The organism is Luteimicrobium sp. DT211 (assembly GCF_049844995.1).
Taxonomy (GTDB): Bacteria; Actinomycetota; Actinomycetes; order Actinomycetales; family Cellulomonadaceae; genus Luteimicrobium.
In genome coordinates, this window is sequence record NZ_JBNCMC010000002.1 from 556,641 (window position 1) to 582,527 (window position 25,887).

19 protein-coding genes are annotated in these 25,887 nt (G+C 74.9%); 9 read left to right on the plus strand and 10 right to left on the minus strand.

Annotated elements, in window-relative coordinates:
- Positions 1 to 14 precede the first annotated feature (14 nt).
- The gene (locus ACLQ14_RS06700; protein ID WP_425811174.1) at positions 15 to 3,959 is read right to left on the minus strand and encodes a Pls/PosA family non-ribosomal peptide synthetase; all 3,945 of its coding nucleotides are present in this window, start codon (positions 3,957 to 3,959) and stop codon (positions 15 to 17) included.
- Between the two features lie 159 nt (positions 3,960 to 4,118).
- Complete coding sequence (locus tag ACLQ14_RS06705) at positions 4,119 to 6,248, minus strand: DNA gyrase/topoisomerase IV subunit B (protein ID WP_425811176.1); 2,130 nt, start codon at positions 6,246 to 6,248, stop codon at positions 4,119 to 4,121.
- Between the two features lie 129 nt (positions 6,249 to 6,377).
- On the opposite strand from ACLQ14_RS06705, the gene ACLQ14_RS06710 reads away from it, so the two are divergent.
- Positions 6,378 to 6,614 (plus strand): DUF7455 domain-containing protein, encoded by a 237-nt coding sequence (locus ACLQ14_RS06710; RefSeq protein WP_425811651.1) that lies wholly within the window; start codon positions 6,378 to 6,380, stop codon positions 6,612 to 6,614.
- 222 nt (positions 6,615 to 6,836) lie between these two features.
- Positions 6,837 to 7,907, plus strand: coding sequence for a fatty acid desaturase family protein (locus tag ACLQ14_RS06715; RefSeq protein ID WP_425811178.1), 1,071 nt, complete (start codon positions 6,837 to 6,839; stop codon positions 7,905 to 7,907).
- 187 nt (positions 7,908 to 8,094) lie between these two features.
- Here ACLQ14_RS06715 and ACLQ14_RS06720 read toward each other — a convergent pair whose 3' ends face one another.
- From ACLQ14_RS06720 to ACLQ14_RS06730, 3 genes are all read right to left on the minus strand, one after another.
- Complete coding sequence (locus ACLQ14_RS06720) at positions 8,095 to 9,678, minus strand: RNA polymerase sigma factor (protein WP_425811180.1); 1,584 nt, start codon at positions 9,676 to 9,678, stop codon at positions 8,095 to 8,097.
- A 241-nt stretch (positions 9,679 to 9,919) separates the two neighbouring features.
- On the minus strand, positions 9,920 to 10,282 hold the full coding sequence (locus ACLQ14_RS06725; RefSeq protein ID WP_425811182.1) for a universal stress protein: 363 nt from the start codon (positions 10,280 to 10,282) through the stop codon (positions 9,920 to 9,922).
- A 33-nt stretch (positions 10,283 to 10,315) separates the two neighbouring features.
- The gene (locus ACLQ14_RS06730) at positions 10,316 to 11,467 is read right to left on the minus strand and encodes a DUF4192 domain-containing protein (protein WP_425811184.1); all 1,152 of its coding nucleotides are present in this window, start codon (positions 11,465 to 11,467) and stop codon (positions 10,316 to 10,318) included.
- Between the two features lie 130 nt (positions 11,468 to 11,597).
- Here ACLQ14_RS06730 and ACLQ14_RS06735 point away from each other — a divergent pair, with 130 nt between their 5' ends.
- Complete coding sequence (locus ACLQ14_RS06735) at positions 11,598 to 12,218, plus strand: hypothetical protein (RefSeq protein ID WP_425811185.1); 621 nt, start codon at positions 11,598 to 11,600, stop codon at positions 12,216 to 12,218.
- A 10-nt stretch (positions 12,219 to 12,228) separates the two neighbouring features.
- On the plus strand, positions 12,229 to 13,332 hold the full coding sequence (locus ACLQ14_RS06740) for a polyprenyl synthetase family protein (RefSeq protein WP_425811187.1): 1,104 nt from the start codon (positions 12,229 to 12,231) through the stop codon (positions 13,330 to 13,332).
- 51 nt (positions 13,333 to 13,383) lie between these two features.
- Here ACLQ14_RS06740 and ACLQ14_RS06745 read toward each other — a convergent pair whose 3' ends face one another.
- Complete coding sequence (locus tag ACLQ14_RS06745; RefSeq protein WP_425811189.1) at positions 13,384 to 13,791, minus strand: Rv2175c family DNA-binding protein; 408 nt, start codon at positions 13,789 to 13,791, stop codon at positions 13,384 to 13,386.
- A gap of 87 nt (positions 13,792 to 13,878) precedes the next feature.
- Between ACLQ14_RS06745 and ACLQ14_RS06750 the strand changes: the two genes are divergently transcribed.
- Positions 13,879 to 16,020 carry a protein kinase domain-containing protein gene (locus ACLQ14_RS06750; RefSeq protein ID WP_425811191.1) on the plus strand — a complete coding sequence of 714 codons (2,142 nt, stop codon included), beginning with the start codon at positions 13,879 to 13,881 and terminating at the stop codon, positions 16,018 to 16,020.
- A 546-nt stretch (positions 16,021 to 16,566) separates the two neighbouring features.
- On the opposite strand, the gene ACLQ14_RS06755 is transcribed toward ACLQ14_RS06750, so the two are convergent.
- The 3 genes from ACLQ14_RS06755 to ACLQ14_RS06765 all read right to left on the minus strand — a co-directional run bounded on the left by ACLQ14_RS06755 (position 16,567) and on the right by ACLQ14_RS06765 (position 20,066).
- Positions 16,567 to 17,919, minus strand: a complete 1,353-nt coding sequence (locus ACLQ14_RS06755; protein ID WP_425811193.1) for a class II 3-deoxy-7-phosphoheptulonate synthase — start codon at positions 17,917 to 17,919, stop codon at positions 16,567 to 16,569.
- A complete protein-coding gene (locus ACLQ14_RS06760) occupies positions 17,916 to 19,133 on the minus strand; it encodes a pyrophosphate--fructose-6-phosphate 1-phosphotransferase (protein ID WP_425811195.1) in 1,218 nt (405 codons plus the stop codon). The genes ACLQ14_RS06755 and ACLQ14_RS06760 overlap by 4 nt, the downstream gene beginning before the upstream one ends.
- Before the next feature lie 96 nt (positions 19,134 to 19,229).
- Positions 19,230 to 20,066: a lysophospholipid acyltransferase family protein gene (locus ACLQ14_RS06765; RefSeq protein ID WP_425811197.1), complete on the minus strand. Its 837-nt coding sequence runs from the start codon at positions 20,064 to 20,066 to the stop codon at positions 19,230 to 19,232.
- 63 nt (positions 20,067 to 20,129) lie between these two features.
- On the opposite strand from ACLQ14_RS06765, the gene ACLQ14_RS06770 reads away from it, so the two are divergent.
- Positions 20,130 to 20,705 (plus strand): hypothetical protein, encoded by a 576-nt coding sequence (locus ACLQ14_RS06770; RefSeq protein ID WP_425811199.1) that lies wholly within the window; start codon positions 20,130 to 20,132, stop codon positions 20,703 to 20,705.
- 26 nt (positions 20,706 to 20,731) lie between these two features.
- On the opposite strand, the gene ACLQ14_RS06775 is transcribed toward ACLQ14_RS06770, so the two are convergent.
- The gene (locus ACLQ14_RS06775; RefSeq protein WP_425811201.1) at positions 20,732 to 21,679 is read right to left on the minus strand and encodes an ROK family glucokinase; all 948 of its coding nucleotides are present in this window, start codon (positions 21,677 to 21,679) and stop codon (positions 20,732 to 20,734) included.
- A 228-nt stretch (positions 21,680 to 21,907) separates the two neighbouring features.
- Here ACLQ14_RS06775 and ACLQ14_RS06780 point away from each other — a divergent pair, with 228 nt between their 5' ends.
- The 3 genes from ACLQ14_RS06780 to ACLQ14_RS06790 are packed head-to-tail and all read left to right on the plus strand — an operon-like array spanning position 21,908 to position 25,876.
- Positions 21,908 to 23,719 carry an AMP-dependent synthetase/ligase gene (locus ACLQ14_RS06780; protein WP_425811203.1) on the plus strand — a complete coding sequence of 604 codons (1,812 nt, stop codon included), beginning with the start codon at positions 21,908 to 21,910 and terminating at the stop codon, positions 23,717 to 23,719.
- 48 nt (positions 23,720 to 23,767) lie between these two features.
- Positions 23,768 to 25,576, plus strand: a complete 1,809-nt coding sequence (locus ACLQ14_RS06785) for a DEDD exonuclease domain-containing protein (protein WP_425811205.1) — start codon at positions 23,768 to 23,770, stop codon at positions 25,574 to 25,576.
- An 18-nt stretch (positions 25,577 to 25,594) separates the two neighbouring features.
- Positions 25,595 to 25,876, plus strand: a complete 282-nt coding sequence (locus tag ACLQ14_RS06790) for an Lrp/AsnC family transcriptional regulator (protein WP_425811207.1) — start codon at positions 25,595 to 25,597, stop codon at positions 25,874 to 25,876.
- Positions 25,877 to 25,887 lie beyond the last annotated feature (11 nt).

The window sequence follows — 25,887 nt, forward strand, 5'->3', positions numbered from 1 at the left end:
CGCGCCGGGTCAGCCTACGGTGCCGGCCAGGGCACGATCGGGTTTCCCTGCCAGCGCGAGCCGGCCGGCACGTCCTCGCCGCGCATGACGAGCGACGACGGCCCGGCGCTCGCGCCCGCGCCGAGGTGGGCGGCGGGGAGCACCACGCTGTGCGGTCCGACGGACGCGCCGTCCGCCAGGGCGACGGTGTCGAGGCTCATGACGCGGTCGTGGAACAGGTGGGTCTGCACGACGCTCCCGCGCCCGACGACGGCCCCGTCGCCGAGCGTGACGAGGTCGCACTCGGGCAGCCAGTACGTCTCGCACCAGACCCCGCGCCCGATCCGGGCGCCGAGGAGCCGGAGCCACACGACCAGCACGGGCGTCCCGAGCACGTGGTTCGCGAACCAGGGCGCCGCGACCACCTCGGTGAACGTGTCGGCGAGCTCGTTGCGCCAGACGAACGAGCTCCACAGCGGGTGGTCGCCGGCGCGGAACCGCCCGACGAGCAGCGCCTTGAGCCCCGCCGTGAGCAGCGCGGCGAGCGCGCCCGTGGCGAGCAGCACCGGCCCCGCGAGGAGGAGGGCGAGGCCCCACCCGCGGTCGGCGGCCGCGAGGACCCCGAGGACCGCACCGACCCCGAGCGCACCCGTCACGACCACCGCCGCCAGCCGCAGCACCTCGACGCTCCCCCGCGCCCACAGCAAGCGCGCCGGCGGGTCGTAGGTGAGCGACTCGTCGCCGTCGGACGCGGACCGGCGCAGCTGGACGGGCGGGCTCCCGATCCAGGACGTGCCGCGGCGCGCCTTGCTCGGCGCGGCCGACAGGACGGCGACGAGGCCGTTCTTCGGCACGGAGCGGCCGGGCGCGGTGATCCCGGAGTTCCCGAGGAACGCCCGCTTGCCGACCTTCGCCCGCGCGACGCGCAGGTAGCCCCCGCCCAGCTCGTACGGGGCGACCATGGTGTCGTCGGCGAGGAACGCGCCGTCGGCGACGTCCATCATCGACGGCAGGCCCACGACGGTGGACGCCTCGACCCTCCGGCCCACGCGGGCGCCGAGGACGCGCAGCCACAGGGGCGTGACCAGGCTCGAGTACAGCGGGAAAAGGGAGGTGCGGGCCGCGTCCATGGCGCGCTCGGTGCACCACGCCTGCCAGCCGACGCGGGAGCGCACCGGGTGGAAGCCCTCGGTGAGCCCGATCCCGAGCAGGCGGACCACGGCGACCGTGAGGACGGCGAGGGACGCGAACGCGGCGAGCGCGGCGAGCGGCACCCGCGCCAGGACGGGCCACGCGACGTCGGCCAGCGCCTGCGTGCCGTCGCCCAGCGCGGGCACCAGCACGAGCGCCCCGACGACGACCGCGAGCAGCGGCACCAGGCCCAGCAGCGCGCCGCTCACCCCGTACACGACGACCCAGCGTGTGCCGCGCGCCGGCCGCTCCTCGGGCCACGGGTGCCGGACCACCTTGCGCCGGCGCGTCGCGGGCGACCCCTCCCAGTACTCCCCCGCCCCGACCTCGCCGACGACGGCGGAACCGGCGGCGACGTCGCTGTCCGCGCCGACCCGCGCGCCGGGCAGGAGGATGCTCCGCGCCCCGACGGTCGCGCCCGCGCCGACGACGATCGGCCCGACGTGCAGGGTGTCCCCCTCGAGCCAGTGGCCGAGCAGGTCGACCTCCGGCTCGACGGCGCAGCGGTCCTTGAGCGTCAGCATCCCCGTCACGGGCGGCAGCGAGTGCAGGTCGACGCCCCGCCCGACGCTCGCCCCCAGGGCCCGCGCGAAGACGCCGACGAACGGCGCCGCCGTCAGCGTGAAGCCCCCGAGCGCCTCGAGGAGCTGCTCGACGAACCAGATCCGCAGGTGCACCGACCCGCCCCGCGGGTGCTCGCCCGCCCGCACCCCGCGCAGCAGCGCGCGGGCCGCGAGCGCCGTGAGCGCGAGACGCCCGAACGGCGTGACGAGCACCAGCCACGCCGCGACGACGACCCACCAGGTGACGTCGGGCACGAGGCCCGCCGCCCCGAGGCCGAGCAGGTGGACGACGCCCGCGCCGACCGCGAGCCACGTGACCCAGCGCAGCCCCGCGACGAACCGGAGGACCAGCAGGAGGAGCACCTGGACCGCCTGCGCGCCCCGCGGCGTCGGGCGGGGCACGGCGCGCGCCGGGGCGGCGGCCGCGCCGTCCGTGCCCTGGCCCGAGGCCAGGTCGTGCTCCCCGTACGTGGCGGGCAGGAACGCGGCGAGGTCCGCCAGGCCCGGGTGCGCGTACAGGTCGGCCACGGTGGTCAGCGGGTAGCGCGTGCGCACCGCCGAGACGACCTGCGCGGCCGTGAGGCTCCCGCCGCCGAGGTCGAAGAAGTCGTCGTCCGCGGAAGTCGGGCGCACGCCCAGGACGTCCGCCCAGCGGTCCGCGAGCCACGCGGCGCCGGGACCGCCGAGCGTGGCGGCGTCGGCCTCGGGCTCGTCGGCGCCCGCCCCCGCTCCGGCGAGCGGCCACGGCAGCGCGTCGCGGTCGACCTTCCCGGAGGTCCGGGTGGGGATCTCGTCGACCACGCCGAGCAGCGGCACGAGCGCCGCGGGCAGGCTCTCGCGCAGGTGGGCGAGGACGGCACCCTGGTCGAGCCCGTCGCCGTCGGCGACGACGTAGCCGACGAGGATCTTCGTGCCCGACGCCGACCGCCGCACGGCCGCCGCGGCGTGCCCGACCCCCGGCGCGGCGAGCAGCGCCGCGTCGATCTCGCCGAGCTCGATGCGCCGCCCGCCGACCTTCACCTGGTCGTCGGCGCGCCCCACGAACAGCAGGCCCTCGGGGTCGTTCACGACCAGGTCGCCGCTGCGGTACGCACGCTCCCAGCCCACGGACGGCAGCGGCGCGTACTTCTCGGCGTCCTTCGCCGGGTCCAGGTAGTGCGCGAGGCCGACGCCGCCGATCACGAGCTCGCCGGTCGCCCCGGCCGCCACCGGCCGGCCCGCGTCGTCGACGACCACGAGGTCCCAGCCGGGCAGCGGCAGCCCGATCCGCACCGGACCGACGCCGTCGAGCGGCGCCGCGCACGCGACGACCGTGGCCTCCGTGGGCCCGTAGGTGTTCCACACCTCGCGGCCCGGGCTCGCGAGCCGGGCGGCGAGCTCGGGCGGGCACGCCTCGCCGCCGAAGATGAGGAGCCGGACGGCCGCGAGGTCGTCCGCGGCGATCAGGCCCGCGAGGGTCGGGACGGTCGAGACGACCGTGATCCCGCGCTCGGCGATCCACGGGCCCAGGTCGAGGCCCGAGCGGACGAGCGCCCGGTCCGCGGGCACGAGGCACGCGCCGTGCCGCCACGCGAGCCACATCTCCTCGCAGCTCGCGTCGAACGCGACGGACAGGCCCGCCAGGACCCGGTCGCCCGGACCGAGCGGCGCGTCCTGGAGGAACACCTGCGCCTCGGCGTCGACGAACGCGGCCGCGCTGCGGTGCGTGACCGCGACGCCCTTGGGCGTGCCCGTGGAGCCGGACGTGAAGATGATCCACGCGTCGTCCTCGAGGCCCGCGGCGGTCGCGGCGTCGTCGGGCCGGACGGTGTCCGGGGCGGCCGGTCGCGGCGGCGCGGTGCCCGGGCCCGTCGCCAGGTCGTCCCCGACGACGGCGACCACGCCCGCCTCCCCGAACACCAGCGCGGCGCGCTCGGGCGGGTCGTCCACGTCGACCGGCACGTACGCGGCGCCGGCGCGCAGCACGGCGAGGATCGTGAGGTACAGGTCCGCCCGGCCCGACGTCGCCCGCACGCCCACCCGGTCGCCGACCGCGACGCCGTCCTCGCGCAGCCGCCCGGCCCGCACGTCCACCTCGGCCTCGAGCTCCGCGTAGGACCACACCCGGGCGCCGTCGTCGATCGCGGGGGCGGTGGGATGCGCGGCGGCCGTGGCGGCGAGCACGTCGACGAGCGTGCGTGGCGCGGGGGCCCGGTCTCCGGCGCGCAGCGGGTCCGAGAGGCTCATCCGGTCCTTCCGTCGCCGTGGCGGACGGCGGCGCACGTCCCGCGCGATGGTGGCAGGCCCAGGTGAACGGGAGGTGTCGCGACGCGTCGCCGCGCCCCGCCCGCCCGGCGACGCCGGGCCCGTCGATCCCGTCGACCGGCTCGGTGCGGGGCTGGGCGCTCAGGCGTCGATGCGGTCCCGGTCGAGGTTCGCCGCGCCCGCGACGATGAAGTCCTTGCGTGGCGCGACCTCGGAGCCCATGAGCAGCTCGAACACGCGCTCCGCGGCCTCGGCGTCCGCCGCGGTGACGCGGCGCAGCGTCCGGTGGCGGGGGTCCATGGTGGTCTCCGCGAGCTGGTCGGCGTCCATCTCGCCGAGGCCCTTGTACCGCTGGATGTCGTCCTTGTAGCGGCGGCCGGCCTTGTCGAGCTTCTTCAGCGTCGTCTGGAGCTCCGCCTCCGAGTAGGTGTAGATGTACTCGTTCTTGCGCGAGCCGGCGCCGATCACCTCGACCCGGTGCAGCGGCGGCACCGCCGCGTAGATGCGGCCGGCGTCGACGAGCGGGCGCATGTACCGGAAGAACAGCGTGAGCAGGAGGGTGCGGATGTGCGCGCCGTCGACGTCGGCGTCCGTCATCATGACGATCTTGCCGTAGCGCGCCGCCTCGAGGTCGAACGAGCGCCCCGACCCGGCGCCCAGCACCTGGATGATCGCCGCGCACTCCGCGTTGCGCAGCATGTCGGAGATCGACGCCTTCTGGACGTTGAGGATCTTCCCGCGGATCGGCAGCAGCGCCTGGAACTCGGAGCTGCGCGCGAGCCGCGCGGTGCCGAGGGCGCTGTCACCCTCGACGATGAACAGCTCGGAGCGCTCGACGTCGTCGGTGCGGCAGTCGGCCAGCTTGCTCGGCAGCGACGAGGTCTCCAGCGCGTTCTTGCGGCGCGAGATCTCCTTCTGCTTGCGGGCGCTCACCCGCGCGCGCATCTCCGAGACGACCTTGTCGAGCAGCAGCGACGTCTGCGCCTTGTCGTCCCGCTTGGGCGACCCGAACAGCGCCGCGAGCTGCTTCTCGACGACGCGCGCCACGATCGCGCGCACCGGGCCCGTCCCGAGGACCTCCTTGGTCTGGCCCTCGAACTGCGGCTCCGCGAGGCGGACCGTGACGACGGCGGTCATGCCGGCCAGCACGTCGTCCTTCTCGATCTTCTCGCTCGAGTCGCGCGTGCTGACCTTGAGCCGGCGCGCGTTGGTCTCCACGGCCTTGCGCACGACCTTGAGCAGGCCCTGCTCGAACCCCGCCTGGTGGGTGCCGCCCTTGGGCGTCGAGATGATGTTCACGAACGTGCGCAGCTCGGTCTCGTAGCCCGTGCCCCAGCGCAGCGCCACGTCGACGTCGCACTCGCGCTCGACCGCCTGCGGGGACATGTGGCCGCGCTCGTCGAGCACCGGCACGGTCTCGGTGAACGAGCCCGACCCCTCCAGGCGCCACGTCGCGGTCACCGGTGTGTCGGGCGCGAGGTAGTCGACGAAGTCCACGGAGCCGCCCGTGTGGACGAAGGTCTCCTCGTGCGGACCGGCCTCGCCCGGTGTGCCCGCCAGGCCGCGCTCGTCGCGGACCGTGATCTCCAGGCCCGGGACGAGGAACGTCGTCTGGCGCACGCGGGTCACGAGCTCGTCGTACGAGAACACCGCCGTCTTGGGGAAGATCTGCCGGTCCGCCCAGTAGCGCACGCGCGTGCCGGTGCGCCCGCGCGCCACCTTGCCGACGACGGCCAGCTCGGAGCCCGACACGAACGGCGTGAACGGGCTCTCGGGCGACGGCCCGGCGGCGGGATCCGCGAAGGTGCCCGGCTCGCCGCGGTGGAACGTCATCCGGTACGTCTTGCCGCCCCGGTCGACGTACGCGTCGAGCCGGGACGACAGCGCGTTCACCACCGACGCGCCCACGCCGTGCAGGCCGCCCGACGCGGTGTACGAGCCGCCGCCGAACTTCCCGCCCGCGTGCAGCTTCGTGTAGACGACCTCGACGCCCGACAGGCCCGTCTTCGGCTCGATGTCCACGGGGATGCCCCGGCCGTCGTCCTCGACGGTGACGGAGGTGTCGGCGTGCAGGACCACGCGGATGTGCGTGCAGTGGCCGCCCAGGGCCTCGTCGACCGAGTTGTCGATGATCTCCCACAGGCAGTGCATGAGACCGCGGGAGTCGGTGGTCCCGATGTACATGCCCGGTCGCTTGCGGACGGCCTCGAGCCCCTCGAGGACGGACAGGTGCCGCGCGGTGTAGCTGGACTCGGCGGAGGTGGTCGTCACGGTGACCAGGGTAGGCGCTGCCGGGGACAGACCGTGTGAGGCGTGCCGTGGCTCACACGACCGGCGGCCCCGGCGGCGCTCGCGCTACGCGCGGAGCGAACGAGGGGCCTCCCGGGGCCCGTCGAGGGCATGCCGGGCGCCGTGCGATGGTTACATGTTCTCGTGAGCACGACGACCGAGACCCTGACCGCTGCCGACCGCTGCGACCGCTGCGGAGCCCAGGCGTACGTCCGTGTGGTCCTCGCCAGGGGCGAGCTGCTGTTCTGTGCGCACCACGCACGCGAGCACGCAGCCGCCTACGCGGACGTCGCGACGTCCGTCCACGACGAGACCCACCGGCTCCTCGCCGACCACGGAGCACGCTGACCGCTCCCCCGAGACCTCCGTCGCGACGTGGTGTGCGTCGCGACCTCAGATCGAAGGCCCCCGCCCGACCGGGCGGGGGCCTTCGTGCACCCGCCCGCGGGTCCGGGCCGCGCGACGTCGTCGACGGCGGGAACCTCCCCCGCGGCGCAAGGGGGACAGCCCCACCCCGGTCGGCGGACGGCACCACAGACGCGCCGTCGCGTGCTCCCTAGCGTCGAGGACGTGACCACCACCGCCCCCGCCCGCGACCGCCACAACCGCGTGACCAGCTCGTTCACCGACCTGTCGCGGACCGTCCGCGAGAACGGCCTCCTCGCCCGGACGACCGGCTTCTACCTGACGCTCCTCGCCGTGCTGGGCGTGGCGCTCGTCGGGATCGTTGCCGGCGTCGTCGCGCTCGGCTCGTCGTGGTGGCAGCTGCTGCTCGCGGCCGCGCTGGGCGTCGTGATGACGCAGCTCGCGTTCGTCGCCCACGAGGCGGCCCACCGCCAGGTCTTCTCCTCGAACCGCGCGAACGACCGGCTGGGGCGGATCCTCGCGAGCGCCGTCGTCGGGATGAGCTACTCGTGGTGGCAGGCGAAGCACTCCCGGCACCACGCCAACCCGAACAAGGCCGACGCCGACCCGGACATCGGCGAGGGCGTCGTCTCGTTCCTCCCCGAGTACGCGGCCCGCGCCCGCGGGATCAAGGCGGTCGTCAACCGCTACCAGGGGTGGCTGTTCTTCCCGCTGCTGACCCTCGAGGGGCTCAACCTGCACGTGACGTCGATCCGCTCGGTGGCGCGGGACGTGCGTCACGACCGCGAGCGGCGCGCCGAGCTCGCCATGATCCTCACGCGCCTCGCGCTCGGGCTCGCCTTCGTCCTGGCGGTCATGCCGCTCGGCCTCGCGCTGGCGTTCCTGGGCGTCTGGGGCGCCGTCTTCGGCGTCTACATGGGAGCCTCGTTCGCGCCGAACCACAAGGGGATGGCGATCCTGTCGCCCACGTCGCGCGTGGACTTCCTCAGCAAGCAGGTCCTGACGTCACGCAACATCCGCGGGGGTTGGACGATGAACCTGCTCATGGGCGGCCTCAACTTCCAGATCGAGCACCACCTCTTCCCGAGCATGCCCCGGCCGCACCTGCTCGCCGCGCGTCGGCTCGTCCAGCAGCACTGCGCCGAGGTCGGCGTCCCCTACACCGAGACCAGCCTGCTCGAGTCGTACGGGATCGTCGTGCGCTACCTCAACGAGGTGGGCCTGAGCGCGCGCGACCCGTTCGACTGCCCCACGTTCCACCGCCTGCGCCGCTGAAGCCCCGCCGACGGTGACGCTCCGTTCGCCGACGGGTGACGTGTCAGACGACGGCGCGTGGCCGGACCGCCTGGCCGCACCCGCCCGCGGACCCGACCACGGACGCCTACGTCACCGTCGGCTGACGGGAGACGCGGAACGGCCCGGACACCAGTGGCGTCCGGGCCGTTCGTGGAGCGGGTGATGCTCAGTCGAGGTAGTCCCGCAGGACCTGCGAGCGGCTGGGGTGCCGCAGCTTCGACATCGTCTTGGACTCGATCTGACGGATCCGCTCGCGCGTGACGCCGTAGACCTTGCCGATCTCGTCGAGAGTCTTCGGCTGACCGTCCTGCAGGCCGAAGCGCATCGAGACGACGCCCGCCTCGCGCTCCGACAGCGTGTCGAGCACGCCGTGCAGCTGCTCCTGCAGGAGCGTGAAGCTCACCGCGTCGGCCGGGACGACCGCCTCGGAGTCCTCGATGAGGTCGCCGAACTCGCTGTCGCCGTCCTCGCCGAGCGGGGTGTGCAGCGAGATGGGCTCGCGGCCGTACTTCTGGACCTCGACGACCTTCTCAGGCGTCATGTCGAGCTCCTTGGCCAGCTCCTCCGGCGTGGGCTCGCGGCCCAGGTCCTGGAGCATCTGGCGCTGCACGCGGGCGAGCTTGTTGATGACCTCGACCATGTGCACCGGGATGCGGATGGTGCGGGCCTGGTCGGCCATGGCGCGGGTGATCGCCTGCCGGATCCACCAGGTGGCGTACGTCGAGAACTTGTAGCCCTTGGTGTAGTCGAACTTCTCGACCGCGCGGATCAGACCGAGGTTGCCCTCCTGGATGAGGTCCAGGAACAGCATGCCGCGGCCGGTGTACCGCTTGGCGAGCGAGACGACGAGGCGCAGGTTCGCCTCGAGCAGGTGGTTCTTGGCGCGCTTGCCGTCGGCCGCGATCCACTGGAGCTCGCGCACGAGCTGACGCGTGGTCGCGTCGGCCTTGGCGCGGTCGTAGCCCGGGTACTCCTTGGCGAGCTTCTCCTCGGCGAACAGGCCGGCCTCGATGCGCTTCGCGAGCTCGACCTCCTGCTCCGCGTTGAGGAGCGCGACCTTGCCGATCTGCTTGAGGTAGTCCTTGACCGGGTCGGCGGTGGCGCCGGCGGTCACGACCTGCTGGGCCGGGGCGTCGTCGTCGTCGGCGTCGGAGTAGACGAAGCCCGAGTCCTCGTCGCCCGACGACTCCTTCTTGGCCGCGTCGCCGCCCGTGGCCTCGGTCGCGTCGGCCTCGACGTCGTCGACGACCTCGCCGTCCGGCTCGTCCGTCTTCGCGGCGGCGCGGGCGCGGGCGGTGGTCTTCTTGGCGGCCGTGGCCGTGCCGGTCTTGCTCGCGGCGCGGGAGCGCGACGTGGTGGACCGGGTCGCGGGCTTCGCCGGGGTCTCGGCGGCCTCGTCGGTGGAGTCGGCGTCGCCGTCGGCGGCCGCGGCGCGGGTCGACGCGGCGCGCGAGGCGGTGGTCGAACCGGCGGCCTTGGTGCGCGACGTCGCGCGCGCCGTGGTGGTGGAGGACGCGCTCGAGGCGGCGGCGACCTTGACCGAGCCGAGCTCGACCTGGACGCCGGCGCCCGCCAGGGCACGCATGACGGCCTTGAGCCGCTTCGCGTCCTGCACGCCCGCCTCGTCGCAGGCCACACGGACGCTCTGGGCGTCGACCTTGCCAGAGGCCGCCCCACGACGGAGGAGGTCCTGCAGGGCGGAGTGCTCGAACTCGCGCGGGAGGGTGTTGTCAGAGGTGAGGGGCGCCACGAACGACCTTTCGGCTGGCGGGGGATCAGACGGCGAGTGACCGGTCGGACAGGCCGGCGTTACTACCATTGTACCGGCCGACCGCGTCCCCGGGGCTCGTCGAGCGGCCCCGGGCGGGTGGGATTCTGGGGTGGAACTGACGGCAACAACGCGGCGCGGAGCCCAGGTATTCCGCGGGATCGTGGGCCCCAGCGGTGGCCACAGGAGCCGCCGCCGCCCCTCCTCGCGGTCCCGCCGCAGGTCAGGAGGCGGGCTTGACCGCGAGCACCGGGCACGGCGCGTCGAGGAGGATCCGCTGCGCCCCGGCCCCGAGGATGAGCTTGCCCACCGGGCTGCGCCGCCGCAGGCCGATGACCACGACGTCCGCGCCCGAGCGCTCGGCGGCCTCGACGAGGCGCGCCGCGAACTCGCCCTCCTGGCTCGGGGGGGCTTGCCGGGCCTCCACCCCTGCGGCCTGCGCCGCCGCGAGCGCCTCGTCGGCGGGCTCGTCCACGCGGCCTGGGACCAGGACGAGGGCGGTCGCGCGGCGCGCGGCCTCGGCGACGGCGGCGTCCAGCGCGCGCGCACCTTCGGGTGTGGAGAGCACCCCGACGACCACTGGCATCCGTTCCTCCGTCCGCGTTCCGACGGGTAGACGCTACCGGACGGCCAGGTGCTCCGCCCGCGTCCAGCCTGGCCCGACGCCGCGGGCGAGCGCGTCGTGCACGAGCCGGGCGAGCCCGTGGTCCGGGCCGACCTCGAGCGCGCGGGCGGCGCGGGCCCCGGCGAGGCCGCCGTCGCCGACCCACCAGGCCAGCGCGGCCGCGAGCCCGAGCGCGTAGGCCTGCCCGTCCCCCCGCGCGTGCGCGGCCACGAGCTCGGCGGCGACGCGCGCGGTGCGGGCGTCGTCGGGATCGGGCGCAGCCCCGCGGTCGGCGTCGACGAGCAGGCCGACGGCGTCGATCGCCTCGTCGAGCGCTTCGATACCGACCCCCGTCGACGCGGCGTCGACCAGGCGGTCGGGCAGCCCGGGGTCGCCGGTCGGCAGGACGGTGAGCAGCACGGCGTCGCGCAGGATCGGGTCGGTGAGGGCGGCGGCCACCCGCCCGAGGCGGGAGGCCGCGACCTGGACGACCGCGGGCTGGACCGCCCGCCGCGCGTCGGCGGCGGCGACCGCGGCGCGCACGTCGCGCCAGGCGCGCAGCGACGCCCGCCGCCATGCGCGGACCCCGAGCTCGTCGCGCCGGCGCACCCAGGTGCGCGCGGTGCGCAGGGCGGACGCCCGGCGCGACGGCTCGGCCGGGACGAGCGCGTACGCCTCCTCGCGCGACGGCGCGACCGCGACGCCCGCGTAGACCAGCCCGGCGGCGACGGGGCTCGCGTCGATGTCGGCGAGCGGATGGCCGCCGGGCGGGCAGCACCCGGGGTCGGCGCAGCCGAGGCCGCGGTAGCCGGTCGAGGTTACGTGCCACCGGGCGGCGACGGAAACGTCGGACCCGAGCTCCGCCAGCGCGTCCTCGAGCGCGTCGGTCCCGCGGAGCGCGGCGCGCTCGTCGTCCCCGTAGGCGACCAGGACGACGTCGCGCGGGTCGTCGCGGAGCACGTGCGCGGCGACGGCACCGGCGAGGGCGCCGCCGCCGCGCTTCTCGCCGAGGTCGGCGAGGTCGGACCGCACGACGAGCCCGACCGCGCCGCCGGCGCGGAGGCTCGCGGCGACGACGCTGTCGCGGGGCCGGTAGCCGAGGCGGAACGGGACGTACGCGAGGAGGTCGGCGGGACGGGCGGCGGCGAGGCGGGTCGTGGGGTCCATGCCCGCCATCCCACGGGCCGGCGAGGCCCGAGGGAAGCCCCCTCCGGGGCCTGTGGAACGCCGATCCGTCGGTGGTCGGCCTCCGGCGCTGTGTCCGGGCCGATCCTCCGTCCTGGGTACGGTGGGGCGCGTGAACGCCACCCGCAGCTCCGCCCGCGACGCCGGACGCCGCCCGGACGCGACCCGCCCGCACCGTGCGGCCCGCGTCCTGCTCGGGGTCGTGGTCGCGGCCGTGGTCGTCGGCGTCGTCTGGAAGGTGGGCACGCTGCGGGACGACCCCGCGGTCGCGAGCACCGCCGCGCCGTCGACGGTGACCACGACCCTCCCCTCGTTCGCGGCCGGCTCGACCGCCGGCGCGCTGGCGCCCGACCTCCCGGCCGACCTGGCGCCCGTCCCCAGCGGCGCCACCGTGCTGTCGAGCTCGGCCGAGCGCACCGAGGACGGCGCGCACCTCCTGCTGTCGCTGAGCCTGCGCACCACGTCCGACCCGTCGAAGGTCGTGACGACGTACACCAAGGCGTGGGCGAAGGCCGGCTTCACGCGCGCGTCGGGCAAGCCCCAGGGCGCCGACGCCGGCGCCACCTACCGCAAGGTCTCCGAGACCGCGAAGGCCGGCACGAAGGTGGGGTCGACCGAGCTCGCGGACTACCTGCAGGTCGCGGTTGTCGACGAGCACGGCACGTCCCTGGTCACCGTGTCCGGGCAGGTGGAGGCCCCGAAGACGAAGAAGGCGTCCGGCACCGGCCGATAGGATCGGGCCCATGCCCTCCCCTGCCGTCCTCGTCGACCAGGAGGACGTGCGCCGCGGCGTCGACGGCGTCCTGCGCGCCACGCTCGAGGCGGAGCGCGAGCGGCTCCGCGAGGTCAGCCCGGAGGCCGAGACCCTCGCCGACTCCCTCGACTCGATGCTGTCCGGCGGCAAGCGCCTGCGCGCCGCGCTGTGCTACTGGTCGTGGCGCGCCCACGGCGGAGACGGCGAGGCCGGACGCGACGCGGCCCTGGCGGTCGGCGCCGCCCTCGAGCTGTTCCAGGCGGCCGCCCTGTTCCACGACGACGTCATGGACGCGTCGGCGACCCGGCGGGGGCTGCCCGCGGCGCACGTCGCGCACGCGGACCGGCACCGCGAGCAGGGCTGGTCCGGCGACCCGGGCCGGTACGGCGAGTCGGCCGCGATCCTGCTCGGGGACCTGGCCCTCGTCCTCGCGGGGCGCGCGCTGGGCGGCGCGACGGCCGTGCTCGACCGGCCTACCGCCGACCTCGTGCGCGAGCTGTTCGACGACATGGAGCTCGTCGTCACGACCGGACAGTTCCTCGACGTGCACGCGCAGGCCGTGGCCTGGGGCGTCGACCCGGCCGCGGACGAGGAGCGTGCTCGCACCGTGATCCGCGCCAAGTCGGCACGCTACTCCGTCGAGCACCCGCTGCTGCTCGGCGCGGCGATCGCGGGGGCGACGAGCGGGGCTCTCGCCGCGGCGTCGTCGTACGGGCTGCCGCTGGGAGAGGCGTTCCAGCTCCGCGACGACCTGCTCGGCGTGTTCGGGGACCCGGCCCGCACGGGCAAGCCCGCGGGCGACGACCTGCGGGAGGGCAAGCGGACCGTGCTGGTCGCGCGCGCCCTGGCCACCGCCGACGACGACGACCGGGCGCTCGTGCAGGCGGCGCTGGGTCGCGCGGACCTCGCCGCCGACGAGGTGGACGGCGTCCGTGAGGCGCTCGTCCGGTCGGGCGCGGTCGCCGCCACGGAGGCGCTGATCGACGAGCTCGCCGACGGCGCTCTCGCCGCGCTCGAGGCCGACGCGCTCGTCGAGCCGGGCCGGACGATGCTGCTCGCCCTCGCCCGCGGGCTCGTCGAGCGCGACGCCTGACGGCGCCGGACGGCCTCGCCCGTCAGTGACGCGGCCCGTCGGCGGGCCTGGTCAGCCGAGGCCCTGGGCCACGCGCCGCACGGCGGCACGCTGACCCGCGCGCAGCGCGGCGACGGGCGTCAGTCCGCCGAGCGTGTCCTCAGGCGCGAACAGCCAGTCCACGATCTCGTCGTCGGTGAAGCGGGCGTCGTCGAGCACGACCACGGTGCCGTGCAGCGCCGGGATCGGCTGCAGCGTCCCCTCGTGCTCGACGAGGAACGCGTCGGGCACCCGGAGCACGTTCCGCTCGCCGCGGCGCACGGCCACGAGCCGCCGCTCGCGCAGGAGCTGGCGGACCCGGATCACGTCGATCCCGAGGCGGTCGGCGACGTCCGGGAGCGCGAGCCAGGTGGCGTCGTCGGGCGGGGAGGCGGGGGCGGTCGCGTCGGTCGGGGCCTGCTCAGGCTGCTGCTCGGTCACGGCAGCAGCGTACCGACCGGGTGAGACTCGCCGCCCCGCGCTGCGGTGATGCGGCGGCTCGGCCCTACGGGTCCGTAGACTTCCACCGTGGCAACAACGACCTCTGACCCGTTCGTCGGCACCCTTGTCGACGGCCGGTACGAGGTCGTCTCCAGGATCGCCCGCGGCGGCATGGCGACCGTGTACCTCGCGGTCGACCGTCGCCTCGACCGCAACGTCGCGCTCAAGATCATGCACGCCCACCTCGTGGACGGCGTCGAGGGCGCGGAGTTCGTCTCCCGGTTCCGGCGCGAGGCCCGGGCCGCGGCCCGGCTGACGCACCCCGGGCTCGTCGGGGTGTACGACCAGGGGTTCGACGGCGAGACCAGTTACCTGACCATGGAGTACGTCCCGGGGACCAACCTCCGGGCGCGCCTGCGCGAGGAGCGGACGCTCAGCCTCGGCGAGACGCTCCGCCTCCTCGAGGAGGTCCTCGACTCGCTCGCCGCGGCGCACCGCGCGGGGCTCGTCCACCGGGACATCAAGCCCGAGAACGTGCTCCTCACCGAGGACGACCACGTCAAGCTCGCCGACTTCGGCCTGGCCCGCGCGGTCACCGAGGTCGCCGCGACGGCGACGGGCACCGTCCTCGGCACCGTCGCGTACCTCAGCCCCGAGGTGATCACGACCGGCCGCTGCGACGCGCGCACCGACGTCTACTCCGTGGGCGTCCTCGCCTACGAGATGCTCCTCGGCAAGCACCCGCACACCGGGTCGACGCCCATCCAGGTCGCGTTCGAGCACGTCAACTCCGACATCCCCGCGCCCTCGCGGAGCGCCTGGTGGATGCCGATCGAGGTCGACGAGCTGGTCTGCGCGCTCGCCGCCCGCGACGCCGACGACCGCCCCGCGGACGCCGCCGCCGCGCTCGCACTCGTCCGGCAGACCCGCCGCATGCTGTCCGACGCCGACCTCGCGCGCCGCGCCGACCCGCCCGAGGCTGTCGTCGTCGAGGGTCCGTCGGGGCCCGTCGGTGGCGCGGTCGCCGCGGGGGCTGCCGGGGCTGCCGGGGCCGGCGACGACGCGGACGCTGACGGGGACAGCCATGCCTCGGGCGCACCGGCCGACGGCGGCGGCGGCGACCCGGACGGCCAGGCGCCCGCGGGCGCCGTCGACGACGACCTCGACGAGGGCTCGCTCGACGCGATCCCCACGGCCGTGTTCGGGAACCTCGGCACCGGCACGCGCGTCATGACGCGCGACGAGCTCGGCGCGGGGACCACCCGCGGACCGCTGCCCACCCTCATCGGGCCGGCCGTGCCCGCGGCCGACGTCACCCGCAAGCGCCGCCGACGCCGGCGCCGCTGGGTCTGGGCCCTCGTGCTCGTCCTCGCGATCGTCGGCGTGTTCGCCGGCTGGACCTGGTGGATGAGCTCGGGGCCCGGCGCGTACACCGTCGTGCCGACCGGCGTCGTCGGGACCAGCGCCAAGGACGCCGACGCGGCCCTCGCGTCGGTCGGCCTCAAGGCGCACGAGACCCAGGCGTTCGACGACGTCGTTCCCAGCGGCGACGTCGTCAGCCTCGACCCCGGCGAGGGCGACAAGATCCGGAAGAACGGCACCGTCGACGTCACCGTCTCCCAGGGCATCGAGCACGCCACCGTCCCGGCCGGTCTCGTCGGGAAGCCCGAGGCCGCCGCCCTGGCGAGCCTCGAGAAGAACGGGTTCGACGCCGTCCCGACGCCGGTCGAGGACTACTCCGACGACGTCCCCAGCGGCCGCGTGATCTCCGTGTCCGCCGACCCCGGGACGTCGCTGCCCCACAACGAGCCCGTCCGGGTCGTCATCTCCGACGGGCCGGCGCCGGTCACGGTGCCCCAGGTCAAGGGCAGCACCCAGGACGACGCCGTCGACACGCTCAAGAGCTCCGGCCTCGTCCCGAAGGTCCGCGAGCAGTTCTCCGACTCCGTCCCCGAGGGCACGGTCGTCAGCCAGCAGCCCGAGCAGTCGACCACGCTGCACCGCCGCGACACCGTGCAGCTCGTCGTCTCCAAGGGACCCCAGATGGTGGTCGTCCCGTCCGTCACCGGCAAGCACACGGCCGAGGCGAAGAAGCTCCTCGAGGACAAGGGCTTCAAGGTCAAGGTCAACAAGTTCCTCGGCGGGGTCCTCGACACCGTCCGGTTCCAGGACCCCGACGGAAAGAAGAAGGCCCCGAAGGGCTCGACGGTCTCGCTGACGATCTTCTGAGTCGTCCGGCCCCGTTCGTCGGTGGTTCCGTCCGGCGGCTTGTGGTCGGGTCCGCGGGTGGGTGCGGCCAGGCGGTTCGGACTGCGTCGCCTTCAGGCCCCTGGGGGCCTTCCGGCTCCTTGACGTCCTTCACCACCTGCCCGCACCCACCCGCTCCAGCCGTCACCTCACCTCGGTAGCCCGGCTGCGCCGTCGTCGACCATGCGATCGGCCGCCACCCGAGCGACCGACCATGCGAGCACCCGCATGCTCGACGTCGAGAAGGGGTCTGCTCGCATGCTCGGCACGGTGACGGGTGGCCAACCGCATGCTCGGCACGGTGACGGGTCGCTCGGCGCACGTGCCGCCGTCGCGGGAGGGTGGCGGGAAGCCGGCCGCCTACGGAGGTGGGACGGACGGCGAAAGGGCGGGGCGGGGGTGTGGCGCGCGGTCGTGGACGGGTCTGGCGGGAGCCGGAGCGAGGAACGAGCGCAGGCGGATGGAAGACCGCGCGCCACACCCCCGGACCGCCCGCCCCAGCCACGGACGCACGACCGACGACGCACGTCAGCGGCGGAGCATCTCCACGACCTGGAACGCCAGCTCCAGCGACTGCTGGTGGTTGAGCCGCGGGTCGACGAGCGTCTCGTACCGGCGGGCGAGGCCGGCGTCGTCGATCTCCTCGCTCCCGCCGAGGACCTCGGTGACGTCGTCGCCGGTGAGCTCGACGTGCAGCCCGCCGGGGACGGTGCCGAGGGCACGGTGCACCTCGAAGAACCCGGAGACCTCGTCGAGGACGTCCGCGAAGCGGCGGGTCTTGTAACCGGACTCGCTGGTGATGGTGTTGCCGTGCATGGGGTCGGTGACCCACACGACGGGGCGGCCGTCGGCGCGCACGGCCTCGACGAGCGGCGGGAGGGCGGTGCGCACGTTCGCGGCGCCCATGCGGGCGACGAACGTGAGCCGCCCGGGTACGCCGGCGGGGTTGAGCCTGTCGACGAGCGCGACGGCGTCCTCGGGGCGCGTGGTCGGTCCGAGCTTGACGCCGATGGGGTTGGCGACGCGGGACAGGAAGTCGACGTGCGCGCCGTCGAGCTGACGGGTCCGCTCCCCGATCCACAGGAAGTGCGCGGACGTGTCGTACGCGGCGCCGGTGCGCGGGTCGACGCGCGAGAGCGCGCGCTCGTAGTCGAGGAGCAGCGCCTCGTGGGCGACGAAGAACTCGACGGTGCGCAGGGCCTCGAAGTCGGCGCCGCACGCGGCCATGAACCGGATCGCCCGGTCGATCTCCGCGGCAGTCGACTCGTAGCGCGCGTACGCGGGGTTGCGCATGAACCCCTGGTTCCACTCGTGCACGCGGCGCAGGTCGGAGAACCCGCCGTCGCTGAGCGCCTGCACGACGTTGATGGTGGCACCGGAGATCCGGTACGCCTGGACGAGCCGGGCCGGGTCGGGCACGCGCGAGCCGGGCGTGAACTCGTGCGCGTTGACCATGTCGCCCCGGTACGCGGGCAGGGTCACGCCGTCGCGGGTCTCGGTGTCCGAGCTCCGGGGCTTGGCGTACTGGCCGGCCATGCGGCCCATCTTCACGACGGGCATCGACGCGCCGTAGGTCAGCACGACCGCCATCTGGAGGATGGTGCGGACCTTGTTGCGGATGCGCAGCGCGCCCGCCTCGGCGAACGACTCGGCGCAGTCGCCGCCCTGCAGGAGGAACGCGTCGCCGCGCGCGACCGCCGCGAGGCGCTCGCGCGCCCGGTCGGCCGCGGCCGGCACCACGAGGGGAGCCGCGGCTGCGAGCTCGTCGGTAGCGGCGGCGAGCGCCCCGGCGTCGGGCCAGGTCGGCTGCTGGAGCGCGACCTTGGCGCGATAGGCGTCGAGGGACTCGAGCCCGACGCCGGGGAGCACGCCGACGCTCATGCCTGCGCCGTGACCAGGGGCTGGCCGATGCCGGCGAGGAGCTCGCCGAACCACTGCTGCGAGACGTCGAACGGCTTGCCGCCCGCGATCCGGGGGAACGCGATGGCCTTGAGCCGGTCGCCGTCCTCCTCGTCGTGGCCGATCACGCCGGAGTCGCCGCGCAGCGCGCACTCGACCGCCAGGTCGGTCATCGACTTGATGAGGCGCAGGTCCTCGGCGTTCGCGGCCGCGGCACGCGAGTAGTAGCCCGACTTCTGGACCATGACCTTCTCGGCGCCGAGCTTCTCGGCGAACTGCTTGGCGAACCACTGGCCCGGGTTGATGGTGTCGAGCTTGACGTGCCCGAACGGGTCACGCTCGACGGTCTCCCCCGCGGCCTCGAGCTGCGCGACGATCTCGTGCATGCCGGCGCCCTCGGACAGGAAGATGTTGACGTTGCCCTGCTCGTCCATGATCGCCTTGAGGCGCTCGGCCTCGCCCTCGAGGTCCAGCGCGAGCTCCGGCAGGAACACCGCGTGCACGTCCCAGCGCTCCTTGCTGAGGCCGAGCGAGGGCACCCACTCCTGCTGGTCGAGCCACTCGCGGTACTTCTGCGCCGCGGCGGCCGTGAGCCAGCCGCAGTGCCGGCCCATGACCTCGTGCACGATGAGCATGCGGGGACCGCTGCGGTGCTCGCCGATGATGTTCGCGGCGAAGCCGGCGGCCTCCTCGGCGGCGGTCCAGGCGCCGAGCGACTGCTTGATGGGCACCACGTCGTTGTCGATGGTCTTGGGGAGGCCGACGACGGTCAGGTGGTAGCCGTTCTCCTCGAGATAGGCCGCGAGGTCGGCGGCGGTCGTGTTGGTGTCGTCGCCGCCGATGGTGTGCAGGACGTCGACGCCGTCCGCCTTGAGCCGCTCGGCCGCGACCTTGAGCGGGTCCTCGCCCTCCTGGACCAGGCCGCGCTTGACGCAGTCGGCGGCGTTGGTGAGCTTGACGCGCGAGTTGCCGATCGGCGACCCGCCGAAGCGGTGGAGGATCCCGGCCTTGGCGCGCGCCTCGGCGTCCACGACGATCTTCGTGCCGGTGAGCAGGCCGTGGTAGCCGTACTGGTAGGCGATGATCTCGATCTCGGGGTCGAGCTCGGTGTAACGCTCGATGAGGCCACCGACGGCCGAGGACAGGCACGGGGCGAAGCCACCCGCGGTGAGCAGGGCGACGCGACGGACCGACATGCGATCAACCTCTCGTTGGGGCACGAGGGGGCCTCGTGCCGGTGATGCAGGATCCGGGTGCTGGGGCGGCCAGAGGGCCGACGGCCCGGTCGCCGGTCAGTCTACTGACGACGCCGGGGGCCCCGGCTCGGCGTCCGCCGGTCGGTCCCCGTCCGTCGTCGCCGGCTCGTCGGGCGCGACCGGCAGCACGAGGTCGGGAACGGGACGGCCGCCCGGGGCGCCGGCCGTGGTGGCGCCGTCGGCCTCGATGGGCACGCCCTGCGCGAGGCGCGCCTTGGCCGTGGCGGCGTAGAGGTCGACGTACTCCTGCCCCGAGAGCGACATGATCGCGTAGACGATCTCGTCGGTCACGGACCGCAGGATGAACCGGTCCTCCTCCATGCCCTTGTACCGGCTGAAGTCCAGGGGCTCGCCGTAGACGACGCCGATCCGCTTGGGGCGCGGGATCGTGCGGCCGATCGGCTGCGCGACGTCGGACCCGATCATGGCGACCGGGATCACGGGCGCGCCCGACTCGAGCGCGAGGCGCGCGACGCCGGTCTTGCCGCGGTAGAGGCGGCCGTCGGGGCTGCGGGTGCCCTCCGGGTAGATGCCCAGGAGCTCGTCCTCCGACAGGAGCCGCAGGCCGGTGCGCAGCGCGGCCTCGGAGGCGCGTCCGCCGCTGCGGTCCACCGGAACCGTGCCGACGCCCTTCATGAAGCCCGCGGTGATCCGGCCCTTGAGGCCCGACCCGGTGAAGTAGTCCGACTTGCCGAGGAACTGGACCTTGCGGGGCACGGTGAGCGGCAGCACGAACGAGTCGATGACGGCGAGGTGGTTGCTCGCGAGGATGGCCGGGCCCTCCTGCGGCACGTGGTGCGCGCCGCGAGACCAGGGTCTGAACGCGAGCCGCAGCACCGGCCCGACGATCATCTTCATCAGCCAGTAGAACACCGTGTCGCCTCCCGAGGCGCCGCGGGTCCTCCCCCGGCGTTCCCACGACTCTAGAGTGGATGCATGGTCGATCCCAACGCGGGGGCCGTGCCCGACGACGCACGCGAGCCCGGCGCACCCGATGGCCCCGACGAGCCGTCGGGCCAGGACGGGTCGCGCCCCGACGAGTCAGCCTGGACGGACGCGTGGGCCGAGGAGCAGTGGAGGTCCCTGGTCGCCGACCTCGAGGCGGCGTCCGCCGGCGCGCCCGAGGCCTCCGCCCCCGAAGCCCCGGCGCCCGACTCCCCCGCCGACGACGCCCCGGCCCGCACCATCGACGTCGCGCCGTGGGTGCGACCGACAGGCCCGCGGGACTGGCCCACCGGCCCCGAGGTCGAGGACCTCGAGGAGCAGGAGTCGCACTACGTGCCGCCCGAGCCGCCGCCCGTCCTCGGGCACGACCCGCTGCTGAACCTCGCGTGGGGGCTGGTCGCGGCCGCACCGCTCGTGGTGCTCGTCGTGCTCGTGCTCGTGCGCCCGTTCCCCGCGCTCGTCGGGCAGATCGCCGGGGCCGCGTTCCTGGCGGGGATCGGCGTCCTGCTCTGGCGGATGCCGCACCGGCGCGACGAGGACGACGACGACCCGGGCGCCGTCGTCTGAGGCCGCCGGCCGCTACCGGCGGCCGGTCACTCGATCCGCGCGAGGTCCGCGGCGCCGACCATGCCGGCGTCGTTCCCGAGCGCGGCGGCCACGATCTGGGCCTCCGGGCGGTGCCCGCGGGCCGACAGCTCCCGCTCGAAGCCGGCACGGACGGACGGGAACAGCAGCTCGCCCGCGTCGGCGACGCCGCCGCCGAGGACGATGAGCTCGGGGTCCAGCAGGGCGGCGACGGAGGCCGCCCCCTCGCCGACCCAGCGCCCGAGCTCCGCGAACAGCTCGCGCGCGAGCGGGTCGCCGTCCTGGGCGGCGCTCGTGACGTGCGGCCCGCTGATCGCGTCGGGGTCGCCGCCCGCGAGCGCCAGCAGCGCGCCCGCCCGGTCGGGCATCGCGACGGCGGCGGCCCGCGCGTCGCGCACCAGGGCCGACCCGCACGCGTACTGCTCCCAGCAGCCCTGGTGGCCGCAGCCGCAGTAGTGGCCGCCGGGGACGACGCGCATGTGCCCGATCTCGGCGGCGACGCCCCAGCGTCCGCGCACGAGGCGGCCGTCGACGACGATCGCGCCGCCGAGCCCGGTGCCGAGCGTGAGCATGAGCATGTCGGTGGCGTCCTTGGCGGAGCCGAACCGGAACTCGCCCCAGCCGGCGGCGTTGGCGTCGTTCTCCACGACGACGCGGACGTCGTCGGCGAGCAGCGCCCGGACCTTGTCGCCGAGGGGGTAGTCGCGCCAGGCGATGTTGGGGGCGAACAGCACGGACGTGCGGTCGTTGCTCACGAAGCCGGCGGCGGCGACGCCGATCGCGCCGACCTCGTAGTCGGCGCGGAACTCCTCGTACACCTCCGCGATCGCGCGGTCGATGCTCGCGACGTCGTCGGGCGAGGTGCTCCGGCGCGTCTTGGCGACGATCGTGCCGTCCTCGTCCACGACGCCTGCGGCGATCTTCGTGCCTCCGATGTCGACGCCGACTGCGTACATGGTGTCCTCGCTTGCTGACCGGCCCGGGCGGGCGGTGATGAACGGTGGGGGCGTCGCCGGACGGGCCGCGCGGGCGGCCGGGGCGACCCGTGCAGGCTATAGCCCCGCGGGCCCCGCGGACGAGCCGGTCCACGGCCCGGGCGGACGGCTCCGGCCAGTAGACTTCCCGGCGTCTCGTGACCGCGACCAGGCGCCCGACGAGCGGGTGCGTCCAGCGATGGGAGCCGCATGCCCGAGTCCAGCACGCCCCGGATGGTCGACGTCGACCCGGGGTCCAACCTCAACGCGTTCCTGGCCCAGCGCGTCGCGCAGCGGCCGGACGGCGCGCTGTTCGAGGAGCGGGACGGCCGCGGCGGCTGGCGGGCCGTGACGGCGCGCGACTTCGACGCGCGGGTCGCGCGGGTCGCGAAGGGCCTGGTGGCCCGCGGGCTCGCGCCCGGCGACCGGGTCGGGATCATGGCACACACGAGCCTCGAGTGGTCCGTCCTGGACTGGGCCTGCTGGGCGGCCGCGCTGGTGCCCGTGCCGCTGTACGAGACGTCGAGCGCCGAGCAGGTGCGGTGGTCGTGCGAGGACGCCGGGATCCGGCTCCTCGTCGTCGAGGACGACGCGATGGCCGCCGAGGTCGCGGGCTTCCGGTCGCAGGTGCCCACGCTCGACGACGTCCTCTCGCTCGCGCAGGACGCGCTCGGCACGCTCGAGGCCGCGGGCACCCCGGTGGACGACGCGGAGATCGCGCGCCGCCGCTCCCTCGCGACGCTCGCCGACGTCGCGACGGTCATCTACACGTCCGGCACGACGGGCAACCCCAAGGGCGTCGAGCTGACGCACGGGAACTTCGTCGACCTGTGCGCGAACGCGATCGCGAAGATGCACGAGGTGCTCGCGGGCAGCTCGCGGACGCTCCTCTTCATGCCGATGGCGCACGTGTTCGCGCGCTTCATCTCGGTCGTGGTCGTGCCGGCGGGCTCGGTGCTCGCGCACGCGTCGAGCACGGCGACCCTGCTCGACGACCTTGCCTCCTTCCGCCCGACGTTCCTGCTCGCGGTGCCGCGCGTGTTCGAGAAGGTCTACAACTCGAGCGAGCAGCGGGCGGCCGAGCAGGGCCGCGTGAAGATCTTCCACTGGGCGGTCGCGTCCGGGATCCGCTGGTCGCGCGCGCTCGACTCGCGCCGCGGCCCGGGCCCCGTGCTGCGCGCCCGGCACCGGGTCGCGGACGCGCTCGTCCTGCGCCGGCTGCGCACCGCGCTCGGCGGCGACAGCCAGTGGGCGATCTCGGGCGGCGCGCCGCTCGGCGAGCGCCTCGGCCACTTCTTCCGGTCGGTCGGGGTCACGGTCCTCGAGGGCTACGGGCTCACGGAGACCACCGCACCCGTGACGGTCAACGTGCCGGGGCACGTCGTGATCGGGACGGTCGGCCCTCCCCTGCCCGGCTCGTCCGTGCGCATCGCGGACGACGGCGAGGTGCTGGTCCGCGGACCGGGCGTCTTCCGCGGTTACCACGGCAACGACGCGGCGACCCGGGAGACCTTCGACGACGACTGGTTCCGCACCGGCGACCTCGGCTCCCTCGACGCCGACGGGCTGCTCACGATCACCGGCCGGAAGAAGGAGATCATCGTCACCGCCGGCGGCAAGAACGTGGCCCCCGCGGTGCTCGAGGACCGCGTCCGGGCGCACGCCCTGGTATCCCAGTGCGTCGTCGTCGGGGACGCGCGCCCGTTCGTCGGCGCGCTGATCACGCTCGACGCCGAGGCGCTCCCCGGCTGGCTCGCCGTGCACGGCAAGCCCGAGCTCACGGTGGAGCAGGCCGCCACGGACCCCGACGTCCTGGCCGCGCTGCAGGAGGCCGTCGACCGCGCCAACCAGGCCGTCTCGCGCGCGGAGTCGATCCGCAAGCTCCGCGTCCTCACCACGGACTTCACGGTCGAGAACGGCTACCTGTCGAACAAGCTCGGCGTCAAGCGGTTCCTCGTCCTCAAGGACTTCGCCGACGAGGTCGACGCGCTGTACGCCGACGCGGGGCGGCACGGGTTCTGATCCGCCGCTCCCCGCGGCGTGTCGGTGGCGCCCCCTAGCGTCGCCGCAGTGAGCACAACGACGAGCACGACGACGCAGCCTGCGGTCGCCTACCAGCCGACGCTCGACGAGCTCGGCACGCCGCTGCAGGACGTCACGTTCGTCGTCGTCGACCTCGAGACCACCGGCGCGTCGGCCCGCGAGGGCGGCATCACCGAGATCGGCGCCGTCAAGGTCCGGGGCGGCGAGGTGCTCGGGGAGTTCCAGTCGCTCGTCGACCCCGGCCGGCCGATCCCCGCGTTCATCGCGCGCCTCACGGGCATCACGAGCGCGATGGTCGCGACCGCGCCGACCATCGACCTCGTCCTCCCGAGCTTCCTGGAGTTCGCGCACGGCTCGGTGCTCGTCGCGCACAACGCCCCGTTCGACGTCGGGTTCCTGCGGGCCGCCGCCCGCGCGTGCGCCTACGAGTGGCCGGGCTTCCGCGTGGTCGACACCGTCGCGCTCGCCCGCCGCGTCGTGACGCGGGACGAGGCGCCCAACCACAAGCTCGCGACGCTCGCGCACCTGTTCCACGCGCGCGTCACCCCCGAGCACCGGGCGCTCGCCGACGCGCGCGCGACCGTCGACGTCCTGCACGCGCTCCTCGAGCGGCACGCGGCGTTCGGGGTGACGCACCTCGAGGACCTCGCGAACGCGACCGACCCGGTGCCGCCCGAGGTCCGGCGCAAGCGCTACCTGGCGGACGGCCTCCCCCAGGCGCCCGGCGTCTACCTCTTCCACGCTCCCGACGGCGAGGTGCTGTACGTGGGGACGTCCAGCAACCTGCGCTCGCGCGTGCGCCAGTACTTCACCGCCGGCGAGAAGCGGCGCCGGATGACGGAGATGGTTCGGGTCGCGGCGAGCGTGTCCGTCGTCGTGTGCGGGACGGCGTTCGAGGCGTCGGTGCGCGAGCTCCGGCTCATCGCGCAGCACGAGCCCCGGTACAACCGGCGGTCCCGGCACCCCGAGCGGATGCCGTGGCTGCGCCTGACCTCGGAGCCGCACCCCCGCCTGTCCGTGGTCCGGGAGGTCCGCGCGGAGGCCGACGGAAGCGTCGCGGCGCACGTGGGACCGTTCGCGTCGCAGACCCAGGCGCTGGCCGCCGCCGAGGCCGTCACCGACACGTTCGCGCTGCGCACGTGCACCCGCCGCCTACCGCTCGTCCCCGCGGCCGGCGCGGCGTCGTGCGTGCTCGCCGACCTGGGCCGGTGCGCTGCCCCCTGCGTCGACCCCGACGCCGCCGCGCCGTACGCCCGCACGGTCGAGGAGGTCCGGCAGGCCCTCGTCGAGGACCCGTCGCCCGTCGTCGAGGCGCTGTCGCGGCGCATGGCGTCGCTCGCCGCGCAGGAGCGCTACGAGCAGGCGCAGCACGTGGCCGAGCGGCTCGAGGCGTTCTGCACGGGGGTCGAGCGGGGGGCGCGCCTGCGGGCGCTCGCGGCCTGCCGGCAGCTCGTGGCCGCGCGGCCGGTCGACGGCGGGTGGGAGCTGGCGGTCGTGCGGCACGCCCGCCTCGCGGCCACCGCCCGCACCGCGCCCGGGGACGACGCCGTGGCCGCCGTCCGCGCGCTCGTCGCCACCGCGGAGCACGTGGACGCGCCGGTGCCGCCCGCCCCGGCGGCACATCCCCACGAGGCCGAGCTCGTGCTCGGCTGGCTCGACGCCCCCGACGTGCGGATCGTCGAGGTCACCGACCCGCTCGCGCTGCCCGTCCACCTCGGCGACCGCGCGCGCCACCTCGCCCGGGCGTCGCAGGTCGTGTCGGCCTACGATCTGGGCGACGGCAACCGGCCGTCGTCCGACCTTCCTGCGGCGCCGACCCCGGCGTCGCACGCCTAGCCCCAGGAGCCCTGCCCCATGCTCACCGCGATCGTCCTCATCGACACCGCCCCGGACGTCATCCCCGAGGTGGCCGGCACGGTCGCGGGCCTCGCCGGGGTCAGCGAGGTGTACTCGGTGACGGGCCGCGCGGACCTCGTCGCGATCGTCCGCGTGCGCGACCACGACAAGCTCGCGGACGTGATCGCCGACGGGATCAGCAAGGTGCCCGGCGTGGTGCGGACCGAGACGCTCCTCGCGTTCCGCGCCTACTCGCAGGTCGACCTCGAGCAGGCGTTCGAGATCGGGCTCGAGGACTGAGGACCGCGAGG